General features: G+C 63.8%; 10 protein-coding genes. 8 read left to right on the top strand and 2 right to left on the bottom strand.

What is annotated here, in order from left to right; genetic code table 11:
• Nucleotides 1-96: 96 nt before the first annotated feature.
• Entirely contained in the window at nucleotides 97-1,143 is a 1,047-nt protein-coding gene (locus DX905_RS14870) for a LacI family DNA-binding transcriptional regulator (protein ID WP_240320877.1), read from the top strand.
• 27 nt (nucleotides 1,144-1,170) lie between these two features.
• Here DX905_RS14870 and DX905_RS14865 read toward each other — a convergent pair whose 3' ends face one another.
• Nucleotides 1,171-3,198 (bottom strand): polysaccharide biosynthesis protein, encoded by a 2,028-nt coding sequence (locus DX905_RS14865; RefSeq protein ID WP_205412271.1) that lies wholly within the window; start codon nucleotides 3,196-3,198, stop codon nucleotides 1,171-1,173.
• A gap of 199 nt (nucleotides 3,199-3,397) precedes the next feature.
• On the opposite strand from DX905_RS14865, the gene DX905_RS14860 reads away from it, so the two are divergent.
• From DX905_RS14860 to DX905_RS14845, 4 genes are read left to right on the top strand one after another with little or no spacing between them, the layout of a single operon-like run.
• Nucleotides 3,398-4,420, top strand: coding sequence for a polysaccharide biosynthesis protein (locus tag DX905_RS14860; RefSeq protein WP_116092034.1), 1,023 nt, complete (start codon nucleotides 3,398-3,400; stop codon nucleotides 4,418-4,420).
• On the top strand, nucleotides 4,417-5,523 hold the full coding sequence (locus tag DX905_RS14855) for a polysaccharide biosynthesis C-terminal domain-containing protein (RefSeq protein ID WP_116092033.1): 1,107 nt from the start codon (nucleotides 4,417-4,419) through the stop codon (nucleotides 5,521-5,523). Before DX905_RS14860 ends, DX905_RS14855 begins: the two co-directional genes overlap by 4 nt.
• Nucleotides 5,523-6,653, top strand: coding sequence for a UDP-N-acetyl glucosamine 2-epimerase (locus tag DX905_RS14850; protein ID WP_116092032.1), 1,131 nt, complete (start codon nucleotides 5,523-5,525; stop codon nucleotides 6,651-6,653). Before DX905_RS14855 ends, DX905_RS14850 begins: the two co-directional genes overlap by 1 nt.
• 33 nt (nucleotides 6,654-6,686) lie before the next feature.
• Nucleotides 6,687-7,919: a glycosyltransferase family 4 protein gene (locus tag DX905_RS14845; protein ID WP_116092031.1), complete on the top strand. Its 1,233-nt coding sequence runs from the start codon at nucleotides 6,687-6,689 to the stop codon at nucleotides 7,917-7,919.
• Here DX905_RS14845 and DX905_RS14840 read toward each other — a convergent pair.
• A complete protein-coding gene (locus DX905_RS14840; protein WP_116092030.1) occupies nucleotides 7,870-9,162 on the bottom strand; it encodes an oligosaccharide flippase family protein in 1,293 nt (430 codons plus the stop codon). The two genes, DX905_RS14845 and DX905_RS14840, sit on opposite strands and share 50 nt — an antisense overlap.
• Nucleotides 9,163-9,399: 237 nt before the next feature.
• On the opposite strand from DX905_RS14840, the gene DX905_RS14835 reads away from it, so the two are divergent.
• Genes DX905_RS14835 through DX905_RS14825 form a run of 3 tightly spaced genes read left to right on the top strand, consistent with a single transcriptional unit; the run spans nucleotide 9,400 to nucleotide 13,013 of the window.
• On the top strand, nucleotides 9,400-10,407 hold the full coding sequence (locus DX905_RS14835) for a GNAT family N-acetyltransferase (protein ID WP_162875666.1): 1,008 nt from the start codon (nucleotides 9,400-9,402) through the stop codon (nucleotides 10,405-10,407).
• Between the two features lie 6 nt (nucleotides 10,408-10,413).
• Nucleotides 10,414-12,252: a sugar transferase gene (locus DX905_RS16410; protein WP_116092028.1), complete on the top strand. Its 1,839-nt coding sequence runs from the start codon at nucleotides 10,414-10,416 to the stop codon at nucleotides 12,250-12,252.
• Nucleotides 12,249-13,013: a GNAT family N-acetyltransferase gene (locus DX905_RS14825; RefSeq protein ID WP_116092027.1), complete on the top strand. Its 765-nt coding sequence runs from the start codon at nucleotides 12,249-12,251 to the stop codon at nucleotides 13,011-13,013. The genes DX905_RS16410 and DX905_RS14825 overlap by 4 nt, the downstream gene beginning before the upstream one ends.
• Nucleotide 13,014 lies beyond the last annotated feature (1 nt).

Genomic DNA, 13,014 nt, shown 5'->3' with positions numbered 1-13,014 from the left:
CCGGGCGGCTTTTTTATTTCGGCATATTCGCTACTATGGTCCGGGGGTAATCGGGCGTACGTCCCCCGGGGAGCGGCCATCAGGTCATAGCGCATCATGAATGAAATGACCCCGCCGCGTCCGCCTGCGACGATATCCGATGTAGCGGAGGCCGCCGGCGTATCGATCAAGACCGTTTCGCGCGTCTTCAACGAAGAGCCGAATGTGCGCGAAGAGACGCGCCGGCATGTGCTGCAGATCGTGGCGGAGCTGGACTACCATCCAAACATGGCGGCGCGCAGCCTCGCAGGCCGCAAATCCTACCTAATCGGCCTGCTCTACGATAATCCGTGCGCCAATTATATTCTCGGGCTGCAGAGCGGCAGCCTGGATCGGTTGCGCGGCGACAAGTGGCGGCTGCTGGTGGTGCCCTGCGAGGATTCCGGGCGGCTCGGCGGCAAGACGGTTTCGATGGTACGCTCGGCGGGCGTAGGGGGCGTGATCCTGACGTCGCCGATTTGCGACAATCCTGAAATTTTGAACGAACTGATCACCGCGCGGATACCGTTGGTTCGGATTGCGCCCGCAGGCGATGCCAATATCGACGCGATCGCCCCGTCGGTCGGGATGGACGATTGTTCGGCTGCGGCCGACATCACCCAGCATCTCATCGCGCTCGGCCATCGTAGGATCGCGATCATCCTCGGCGACCCGACCCATTCTTCGAATCAGGAGCGCTGGGCCGGGTTCAATCGCGCGATGGACCTGGCCGGCCTGCAGGTCGAGCCGAGCCTTGTCGGCCGCGGCCTCTACACTTTCGAGAGCGGGCTCGAGGCCGCCCGCTTATTGCTGAACCGGCCGGATCGCCCGACCGCGATCTTCGCCCAGAATGACGACATGGCGGCGGGCGCGATCGTGGCCGCCGGGGAGCTCGGGATTGCGGTCCCGACGCAATTGTCCGTCGTCGGCTTCGACGATAGCCAGATTGCCAGCACCGTGTGGCCGCGCATTACCACCATCCGTCAGCCGATCCGGGCCATGGCCCAGGCTGCCACCGATGCTCTCGTCAAGATATTGGAAGGCTCTCATCGCGCGCCCGAGCATCGGCTGATGCCCTATGAATTGATCGTGCGGGAATCGTGCGGCCCAGTACCCGCCGAATAGCCCCACGCGCAGCGCTCGCTTTCTTGCCTAGGGTAAGGCCCGCGCGCTTGCCTGCTTGGCGACTGCATGCGCGGCCCGAGCCACCTCGCCTTCGCGGCTAGGCTCGACATTACGCATCTCTCCCCGATCCCGCGCAGGCTTCTCCTCCTTCGCGGCTGCCACCCAATCGCTGAGGTCGTCGACAGGTGCGAATTCAGGAACCAGCTCGCGCAATAGAGTACGGACGGCGGCTGCGTCCTGCGCTGCGATCACATCGCCAAGCTGGGCGAGCCGATCGCCAAGCTTGTCCCAGGACAGATAGGCCTCGTTCGCCATCATGATCCTCGGGTGCGCCGTACGGATCGGGTCATTCCCGATCAGCAATTCCTCGAACAGCTTCTCGCCGGGCCGCAATCCGACGACCTCGATCTCGATATCGCCGTCGGGGTGGTCGGCCGAACGGATTGAAAGACCGGAAAGCTCGATCATATTGCGCGCCAGGTCGTACACACGAACCGGCTCGCCCATGTCGAGCACGAACACCTCGCCGCCCCGGGCCATGATTCCGGCCTGAAGCACCAGCTGAGCGGCCTCGGGAATCGTCATGAAATAGCGCGTGATATCGCGGTGGGTGATCGTCACCGGACCACCATCGCGGATTTGCTGGCGGAACAGGGGAACGACCGACCCGCTCGATCCCAATACGTTGCCGAACCGCACGATCGCATAGCAGGTCCCGCCGGCGTCCGCCGCCAACGCCTGGAGGATCAGCTCTGCCAGCCGCTTGGTCGCACCCATGACATTGGTGGGCCGCACCGCCTTGTCGGTGCTGACGAGTACGAACCGCGCTACTCCCAATTGCTCGGCGAGTTGCGCCATGACCAGCGTGCCGAGCACGTTGTTGCGCGCGCCCTCGACCGGATTATGCTCCACCAGCGGCACATGCTTGTAGGCAGCCGCATGGTAGATGGTGGAAGGACGCCACGTCGCGATGATCTCATGCATCCGCGCGCGATCGGTAACGGAGCCCAGCAGCGGAATGATGCGACAGCGATCCTCGGGCCGCATTCGATCTTCGAGCTCGCGGTGGATCGCGTAGAGCGCGAATTCGGAAGAATCGACCAGCAACAGCATTGCGGGCGAACCCGCCAGGATCTGACGGCACAATTCGCTGCCAATCGATCCGCCCGCGCCCGTTACGAGAACGGCAGCGCCGGTAAAGAGGTGGCGCAAATGATCCTCGTCGCCGGCCACGCTATCGCGACCCAACAGATCCTCGATTTCCAGTTCCTTGACGTCGCTCGCGTGGACCTTGCCCTCCGCCAGATCCATCAAGCCGGGCAATGTCCGCACCGCCACGCCCGCTGAACGGAGCCGTTCCAGCACCTCCTTGCGACGGCGGCGCGTCACCGACGGCATTGCCACGACGATATCCGACACGGACAATTTGGGTATGAGCGTCTCCAGCTCGCCCGGCGAAAACACGGGCAGCCCAAGCAGATGCCCGCCCTGCAGCGAAGCGTCATCGTCCAGGAAGCCCACGATATGCATCTGTCGGCTGGTGGCGACGACGCCGGCCAATTGCCGTCCCGACGAGCCGGCCCCGTAGATCAGCACGTTGGAAGAAGCGTCGCGCCGCAGGGCTTTCTGATAAGGTCGGCCGAGCCAAAGTCCGGCGAGCGCCCGCACGCCGGCCACGCTCAGGAAGAGCAGCAGCGGCTGGATAAGGCCGACGGTGCGTGGCACCCCACTGAAGCCATGGAGCGTGAACAAGGTCGCGTAAGCGACGCCGTACAGCAGGCTCGCACGAAGAATGGCCAGAAATGCGCTGGTACCGGCATGACGAAAGATCATGCGGTACAGGCCGGTGGAAACGAAAATCGGCAGAGCGATGACGACCGCGGCGATCGTCGGCACCTTTGCATCGGTCGATAGGTCGATCCAGGTGCCGAGGCGCAGATAATAAGCGACCCAGACCGAAAGCAGGCACAGCACGGCGTCGACCGCGAGCGCTATAGCGCGCTTTAGCGGCCGTGGGATGGCCAAGGCCGCCTCTGCCCACGACTTTACGAACATCGAACTCATACCTTTACATCACATCCACCCACCCGATGGCCATTGCATCAGGTAACTTCAAGCTTAGCATAGGCTTAGCCGCATCCCAAGGAAGGGCCGCTTCGGACTCGACTGCTTGATCGCATCGTTGCTTGCTCCTAGACGGGCGAGGTCTCAGCCGGGCAAGATCCAAAGCCGTGGCGCCAATCATGGATATTCGATGTTCGACGGTAAGACGCTCCTGATCAGCGGCGGCACGGGTTCCTTCGGATCGACGGTGTTACGCCTGCTCATGAGCGAGCCTTTCGCGGAAATACGCATCTTCAGCCGCGACGAGAAGAAGCAGGAAGACCAGCGGCTACATTATCGCGACAAAAGGCTGCGTTATTATCTCGGAGACGTGCGCGATTATCGCTCGATCGCCAACGCGGTCAGCGGTGTCGACTATATTTTCCACGCCGCGGCGCTGAAGCAGGTTCCCTCGTGCGAATTCCATCCGATGGAGGCGGTCAAGACCAACGTTCTTGGCACCGACAATCTGCTCGAAGCCGCGATCGCGGCCGGCGTGTCGCGCGTCGTGTGCCTTTCGACCGACAAGGCGGTTTATCCGATCAACGCCATGGGCATCTCCAAGGCGCTGATGGAAAAGGTGATGATCGCCAAGTCGCGGCTCGCCGTGGGGACCGCCACCACCATCACCGGCACGCGCTATGGTAACGTCCTCGCCTCGCGCGGATCTGTCGTGCCGCTGTTCGCCAATCAGGTGCGCAGCGGCAAGCCGATCACCATAACCGATCCGAGCATGACGCGCTTCGTGATGACGCTCGCCGAAGCCGTGGATCTGGTGCTCTACGCCTTCAAGCATGGCGAGAATGGCGACCTGTTCGTCCAGAAAGCGCCGGCGGCGACGATTGAGACGCTCGCGCGCGCGGTCTTGGAAATACTCGGCGTGCCCGATCATGAAAGCCGCATCATCGGCACGCGCCATGGCGAGAAGCTATACGAAACCCTGCTCAGCCGGGAAGAGATGGCGGTCGCTCATGACCTCGGCGATTATTATCGCGTGCCCGCCGACAATCGCGACCTCAATTATTCGGTCTTCGTCGAAAAAGGCGAGCGGACCATCTCTCAATATGACGACTTCACGTCGCACAATACGCGCCAGCTCGACCAGACCGAGATGAGCGCGATCCTGCGCAAACTCGATTATTTTCAGGGCAGTTCGGCCGGTATCGAAGAATGAGCACGCGCCGCATCCTGGTCACGGGCGCCGACGGCTTTATCGGCCGCAATCTCATCGTCGGTTTGCGCGAGCGCGGATTTGAGATCGTACCGGTAACGCGCCAGACCAGCGACCTGGCTGCAGCCTTGGCCGGCGCTGACGCGGTGGTCCATCTCGCTGGCGCCAATCGCCCTTCCGATCCTGCCGATTTCATGGCGATCAACCGCGATTTCTCGCAGCGGCTGGGTGACGCGATCATCGCGTCCGGGCGTCCCCTGCCGCTGATCGTCGCATCGACCCAGAAGGCGCTCGACGACACGGAATATGGCCGCAGCAAACTTGCCGGCGAACAGACTCTTGCAAAGGCAGGCGCTACCGCCGGAGCACAGGTCCACGTCTTCCGGCTGCCCAACGTTTTCGGCAAATGGTCGCGCCCTAATTATAACAGCGCGATCGCCACCTTCTGCCACAACATCCCGCGTGGGCTGCCGATCGAGATCCATGATCCGGCGACACCTCTGAAGCTCGTTTATATCGACGATGTGGTTCAGGCGTTTGCGACGCTGCTGGCCAATCCTGCCGCTGCGGGTGGTGTCCATAACGTAGCGCCGGTCTATCAAACGACCGTCGGCGCGGTCGCCGACATGATCCGCGATTTTCATGCGGATCGCAGCGACAACCGCATCGCAGATGTCGGCACCGGTCTCACCCGCGCTCTCTACGCGACCTATGTCTCGTTCCTGCCGCCCGACGAGTTCAGCTACCCCATAGTGAGCCATCGCGATCTGCGCGGCGCCTTCTCCGAAATGCTCAAAACGAGTTCGGCAGGGCAGTTTTCCTATTTCAACGCGCTGCCGGGCGTGACCCGGGGTGGCCATTATCACCACAGCAAGGTTGAGAAATTCCTGATCGTGCACGGTCGCGCCCGCTTCCGCTTTCGTCACATCCTCACCGATGAGCGCCACGAGCTCGAAACGTCGGCGGACGAACCGGTGGTGGTGGAGACGATACCCGGCTGGACGCACGACGTTACCAACGTGGGGGACGATGTGATGGTGTCGCTGTTATGGGCGAATGAAGTGTTCGATCGGACCAGGCCGGACACGATCGGAGCACCCGTCTAATGCGCCGTTTGAAGGTCATGACCGTGGTAGGCACCCGGCCGGAGATCATCCGCCTGTCGCGCGTGATCCCCGTACTCGACGCGCATACCGACCACGTTCTTGTGCACACCGGCCAGAATTACGATTACGAACTCAACGAAGTGTTCTTTCGCGATCTTGGCCTGCGCGCGCCGGACCATTTTCTGGAGGCGGCCGGCGGAAGCGCCGCCGAGACCATCGGTCGCGTCATCATGGCCACCGACAAGGTTCTTGCCGAGGTTCAGCCGGATGCGATGCTGGTCCTGGGCGACACCAATAGCTGCCTGGCAGTCATTCCGGCCAAGCGTCGGCGCGTTCCGATCTTCCACATGGAAGCGGGCAATCGCTGCTTCGATGATCGCGTACCCGAAGAGATCAACCGGCGCATCGTCGATCACACCGCCGACATCAACCTGCCTTACTCGACGATCGCGCGCGATTATCTCCTGGCGGAGGGACTGCCGCCGGATCGGGTCATCAAGACCGGCAGCCCGATGTTCGAGGTGCTGGCGCACCACCGCGCGGGGATCGAGGCGTCGCAGGCGCTCGCTGAAATGGGTGTGGCGGCCGGCGGCTATTTCCTGGTCAGCGCGCACCGGGAGGAGAATGTCGACGGCGAGGCTCAGCTCGGGCGCCTGGCCGCTTCGCTGAACGCCGTAGCCGCGCATTACGGCCTGCCGATATTGGTCAGCACCCATCCGCGCACCCGCGCCCGTATCGAGCAATTCGGCCTCTCGTTCGATCCGCTGGTACGGCTGCTGAAACCGTTCGGCTTCCTCGATTACAATGCGCTGCAGATGCAGGCGCGCGCGGTGTTGTCCGATAGCGGAACGATCAGCGAAGAATCCTCGATCCTCAACTTTCCGGCCGTCAATATCCGCGAGGCGCACGAACGGCCCGAGGCGATGGAAGAGGCTGCGGTAATCATGACGGGGCTCGGCGAGGAGCGCATCCTGCAGGCGCTCGCGGTCCTTGAAGCTCAACCGCGCGGCGCGGATCGGCTGATCCGCCTGCCGGCTGATTATGCCGTCCCCAACGTTTCGGCCAAGGTGCTCCGCATCATCCTGAGCTACACCGATTATGTCAGGCGGACGGTGTGGAAGGACTATTGATCCCTGCGCACCGCGCTTGCGGCTGAGGGCGCTATGACCGCCAGATCCAAGAGGATAATCCTTCTCACCAGTTCGTACAGCCGAAGCGTCGGCGATCCCTCCCTGATCAACGATCTCAGCGCGCAGCTGGCGACCGACGGCCATCAGGTGACGGTGGTAGCGATGGACTGGCGCGATCGCCCCGAAACGTCCTCCGCGCATTATCGGGAGCCGAACGGGACGGAAGTCCTGTTCCTGATACCGCCGCCTTTGCCCCGGAGAACGATCTTCCGACGTGGCCTCCGCTTCCTGACGGCAGCATCATCCCTGGTGCGCGATGCCCGGCGCGCGATGCGCGGGCGTGATTTCGATCTGATGATCGTTATCGCCCCGCTGACCCAGCAGCGAGCGCTGATCAAATGGGCGAAGCGCAGCTTCACCTGCCGCTCTTATGTCTACGTCACCGATTTCTTTCCGTTTCATCACCAGCAGATCGGCGCGATGCCCGGCGGCGCCGTCGCCCGGATCGCCTATCTGGTCGAAGCGTCCTTGCTGCGGATGTTCGACGTGATCGGCTGTATGTCGCCGGCCAACATCCGCTATCTCAAGAGTCATTACCGCCTGAAGCCGACGCAGCGCGTCGAGGAGCTCTCCCTGTGGGGACCCACCGATCCCCCACCTGCCGAAGATCAGGCCACCGTCCGGGGGCGCTTTGATCTTCCACTGGACCGCCCGATTGTCGCTTATGGCGGCCAGCTGAGCGCCGGGCGCGGGTTCGACGTGGTCTTGGAGGCCGCGCGGCTGGCGAGCGAGAGCCGCCCCGATCTTTTCTTCCTGATCATTGGCGAGGGTCCACTCGCCGGCATGATCGCGGAAGCGGCCGGCCGCCAGGGCAACATCGCCGTCAAGCCGCGCGTTCCGCGCGAATCCTATCTTTCCCTACTGGCGGCATGCGATGTGGGATTGGTCTGCACCGTCACCGGTGTCGACGTGCCGACCTTCCCATCGAAGACAATCGACATGCTACGCGCCGGCGTGCCCATCGCCGCCGCGGTCGAGAGCACGACAGATTATGCGGACTTCGTCAGGGACAACGAAATCGGGGTGGCGGTCGAGGCCGGCAGCGGCGCGCGCCTGCTGGGGGCGATCGTCACCATCGTCGACGACCCTGCAGCCGCGGCGAGGATGGCGGCGGCCGGGCGCGCGACGCTCGAGCGCGTGTTCGACGTCGCCAAGGTCAGCCGCCGGCTGGTGGCGCAGAGCTTTCCCGAAGAGTACGCCGCCTGACGCTCCCGACCGCATAAGCGATCCAGACGGCCAGTGCGCAGGCGCCATAGGCCGCAGGATAAGCGATCATCGGCGCGTCGCTCCGCCCGAAATGGATGAGCAGCAGCATGATCGCCGCGAACAGACCCAGCGTTCCGGCCTCCAGTCCGACATATCTGATCAATTTCGCCCGCGCGAAGGCGGCATACATCGCTACCGACACTGTCGCCCGGAACAGGTCTCCGGTCATATAGCCGAGGATGAAAGGAACAGCGGGGGTGAACTTTTGCGACAGGAACAGCGGCACCAGCAATCCGGATGCGGCGTAGAACAGGATTAGGAAACCGACCATGATGCCGGTTGCCGCCAGCCAGCTTTCGCGCAACACCTTGCGCCCGTCCTGCACGTGAGCGGCGGTGTAGCGCGGCATGAATATCTGGATCAGGTAGAGCGCCATCAGCTGGGTGGTGGTGTCGGACACCCGGCTCGCCGCCATCCAATAGCCGAGCTGCTCTGCCCCGAACGCCTCGCGATAGCCGTAGCGCAGGGCGAACGGTATGCCGGCATTGAGAATGGCCAGCACCGCGAATGCGCCCGAATAGCCGAAGAGGATCCGCACCTCGGCAAAGACATGGCCAAGCGTGCCGCGCGGCAGGCGATGTTGCCGTACCATCAGTCCGCTCACCAGCAACGTCGCGAGCGAGCCGGCGCTGAAGGCGATCACGGCCAAGGCCGCGTCTCCCCGCGCCAGACCGAAGACCGCGCCTGCCGTGCTGGCCAAGAGCCCGACCGACTGCGCGGCAAGGCTTGCCGGCGTGCGGCCGAGACCGGTCAGCATCGAGCAATAGATCTGGCCCGGTCCCGCCGCCAGGATTGGCAGCGCGATCGCCGGCACGACCCACCAGGCACCAGGATCGCCGGTCAGGAAATCGGCGATCAGGCTGGCGAAGGCCACGCTCGGCACGCCGAGCAACACCACCGCGCCCGTCCAGATGGCTAGGCCGGCATTACGCACCCGCGCACGGTCGCTGTCGTCACCCGCCGCGGCGATCTGGCGGATCAGCCCGGTCTGCGCGCCGCCGACCGAGAGCATATTGAGCAGGGCAGAAAATAATAGGAATTGGGAGAAGACCGAGAAGCTCGCCACCGGTAGGAACGCCGCTGAAATCTTCAGCAAAGCCAGCCCCGACAGGACCTTCAGAGCGAAGAATGCTGGCAGAGCGAGGATCGTCCAGCGCCGCTTTCCCTCCCTCTCCCCCGGCATTCGCCGCAGCTCCCTTTACCATTTCCGACGAAAATCGGCCGATGCCGCCTTGACGGGCGAAACCGGATAGCGTGAATGATTTGGGCGCTCCACGTCTGGCCCGACACTCGGTAGGCTTGGCCGGGGGGTGCGCAGGCGTCAAGCAGGCGGGCCCGCGGCAGGGCTTGCGAGCGTCTCGGGTGAGTGTTCTTGATCAGCCTTGAATTGATTACGAGTTCCTCGCCGGCGTGGGCGGACATGCTCGGCCGGGCAGAGCATGATTTCTATCACCTGCCCTGCTATCTCGAACTGTCCGCCGCGCCGGGCGAAACCCCGCTCGCCTATCTGGCGACGGCGGGCGAACATCGCCTGCTGATCCCCTTCCTGCGCCGTCCGCTTCCCGCCGCCATCTGCGGCGACGAGCTCTTGTTCGACGCCGCATCGCCTTATGGTTACCCCGGACCGATCCGGACGCGCGGAGCGCCGACCGAGTTCGTCATGGAGGCGCTCGCCCCTTTCGGCCCCAAGCTCCGCGAAGGGGGTCTGATCGCGGGCTTCGTCCGCCTGCACACCTTGCTCAACGATCCGGCCTTGTTCGCCGGGATCGGCGAGATCGTGAACCATGGCCCCTCGGTCTTCATCGACCTGACCCTTTCGCCGGAAGAGCTATGGGCACAAACGCGCCGCGGTCATAAGCGCGACCTCGCGGTGCTCGAGCGGCGCGGTTACGAAATCACGATGGACGATTGGTCGCGCTTCGACGATTTCCTCACCTGCTATTATGACAGCATGAAGCGGCTCGGCGCGGGCGACTTCTACTTCTTTTCGCGCGATTATTTCGATCGCCTGCGCGCCTGTCTGGGCGACCGCATCCACCTGTGCCTCCTGCATCTCGACGGCGAGATCGCCTGCGCCGGCCTGGTCACCGAGATGGACGGCCTATGCCAATACCATCTCTCCGCTACCGCCGATCCGCACTTTCAGGACCATCCCTCCAAGCTGATGCTGCACCATTTGCGCTTTTGGCTGAAGGCGCGCGGCAACCGCATTTACCATGTCGGCGGCGGTGTCGGCGCGCTGCGCGACACGCTGCACCTGTTCAAGGCAGGCTTTTCGCCCTTGTCGGCCGATTTCCACACCTGGCGCGTCATCCCGGACCGGGCATTGTACGATCGCCTGGTCGAGCGTTGGTCCGCCGCGACCGGGCGCGAACCGGTCGAAAGCGAACATTTCTTCCCGCAATATCGCGCTCCGCTCGAGATCTGAGCAGGCATGCGCATCCTCATCATCAGCCAGTGGTTCGACCCCGAGCCGACCTTCAAGGGCCTGCTGTTCGCACGCGAGCTCAAGCGCCTGGGGCATGAGGTCGAGGTGCTCACCGGCTACCCCAATTATCCCGGCGGCAAGCTCTACCCCGGCTATCGCCTGCGCCTGTTCCAGCGCGACACGACCGACGGCATCCGCATCCTGCGCGTGCCGCTCTATCCCAGCCATGACGGCTCAGCACTACGGCGTGCGCTGAATTATCTCTCCTTTGCGCTGGCCGCCACGCTCGGCACCATCTTCGTCCGCCGGCCGGATATCGCCTATGTCTATCATCCGCCGGCAACCGTCGCCCTGCCCGCGATGGTCCTCAAACATCTCCGGGGCGTCCCGTTCGTCTACGACGTGCAGGATCTCTGGCCGGAATCGCTGAGCGCCACCGGCATGGTCCGCGGCAGCGCCATCCTCGATCTGGTACGGGCAGGAATGCGCCGGATCTACCGCAGCGCTGCTCACATCGTCGTGCTGTCCGACGGCTTTCGCGCCACGCTGGGCGCCAATGGCGTTCCCGAACAGCGGGTCAGCGTCATCCCCAACTGGACGCACCAGCAGGATGCCGGAACCGCGGCCGAACGCGCGCAAGCCCCTGCGCTGCGTCCCGATGCGCGCTTCAACATCATGTTCGCGGGCACGATGGGGCGGGCTCAGGCGCTTGAAACGGTTCTGCAGGCCGCCAAGGCGCTGCAGGATCGCGCTGCCGCCATAGACTTTACGTTCGTCGGCGGCGGGATCGAAAGCGCGAAGATCCGCGAGCTGACCGGCTCCATGGACCTCCGCAATGTCCGCTTCCTTGGTCAGCAGCCCAGCAACGCCATGGCCCCGATCTTCGCCGCCGCCGATGCCCTGCTGGTTCATCTCAAGGATGATCCGCTATTCGCCGTGACCATCCCGTCCAAGACCCAGGCCTATTTACAGGCGGGCAAGCCGATCCTGATGGGCGTGCGCGGCGACGCCGCGCGGATGGTGGAGGAGGCAGGTGCAGGCATCGCCTTCCCACCGCAGGATCCACACGCACTAGTGGAAGCGGCATTGGCCATGGCTGAGTTAAGCGAGCCCGAGCGCCGGCAGATGGGCCAACGTGGAGCGCTCTATTATGCTGAAAGACTGTCGCTGCCGATTGGCGCCCAGGCATTCAGCGCGATTTTTGAAGCGCAGCGCTACAGCTGGCGGCGCGGCTTCGCGCTCAAGCGCCTGATGGATGTCTGTGCCGCCTCACTGGCGCTGATCGTCCTCGCCATCCCGATGCTCATCATCGCCCGGCGGATCGCGTCGATCATGGGACGACCGGTCTTCTTCCGTCAGGAGCGGCCGGGACGGGACGGCGTGCCGTTCAACATGCTGAAATTCCGCACCATGACCGACGAATGCGACGCTTCCGGCAATCTGCTGCCCGACAGCCACCGGCTGACACCGCTGGGAGCATGGCTCCGCCGCACGAGCCTCGACGAGCTACCGGAACTAGTGAACGTGGTACGCGGCGATATGAGCCTGGTCGGCCCGCGGCCCCTCCTCATGCGCTACACGAAATTCTTCTCCCGGGAGGAGCGGCTGAGGCTGACCGTACGCCCCGGCATCACCGGGCTTGCGCAGACCAGCGGCCGCAATGCGGCATCGTGGGACAAAAGGCTGGGCCTCGATGTCCGTTATGTTAAGCACTGGAGCCTGCTGCTCGATATCCGGATTCTGGCCATAACCGTGCTGCATGTCTTTTCCCGGCGCGACGTCGTGGTCGATCCCGTCTCGATCATGCAGGACCTCGACGAAGAACGGCAGGCAGGTGGCCGATGATAATCGAGCGCGCCCTGGTTGCGGATACCGGCGCAATTGCGGAGCTGTTGCAGCTCTCCTTTGACCCGGAGCTGCGGCCCTTCCTCGCTTATGCCCAGCATGGCGTCGCGGCCTTCCTGAGCGACATCCTGGTTAATCCACTGCTGTTCGCCGATCGCCATCTGCTGGTCTGCCGGGCGAGCGACGGGACGGTGATAGGCTTCGCGGAATTCCGTATTTCCAGCCGGACCGAAGGCTTTCTCTATTATATCTGCGTGTCGCCCGCCGCCCGCCGGCATGGCGTGGCCACCGCGATGATCGATACTTTCCTCGCCGATAATGCTGGCCTTGCAACGCTTGGGCTGGACGTATTCGCGACCAATGACGCGGCGATCACCCTTTATGGCAAGCGCGGCTTCGTCCGCAGCGGACAAAGCGACTGGTGCATACGGCCGATCCCGGCGGCCGGGCCGGACGCACCGGGCCACTGTCTCGTCGCCAACTCGACACCCCTTGCGGCCTTCTACCGGTACGGCTTCTGCGAACTGACGCTCGACTTCGCACGCGGCCCCCTACGCATAGGACGGATCGGCGCCGCCGTTCTGCGCTGTTCGTCAGCCGAGATTTTCCAGGATGACGCGCTGCTGGCGGCGGCTGCCGCCGTCCTGCCGCCTGCTCGCACCGCTTTCCTGATTCGCCCCGCCGAGCTGCGCGGCGGCCGGCTGCGGGACGAGGCGCTGCTGAGATCGTCATACCGCATGGTTCTGGCGGTCGAGCCCTGAC

This window comes from Sphingomonas crusticola, assembly GCF_003391115.1.
GTDB classification, from domain to species: domain Bacteria; phylum Pseudomonadota; class Alphaproteobacteria; order Sphingomonadales; family Sphingomonadaceae; genus Sphingomonas_I; species Sphingomonas_I crusticola.
The sequence above is the reverse complement of the archived record's forward strand: the minus strand, read 5'-3'. Positions and strand labels throughout refer to the sequence as shown.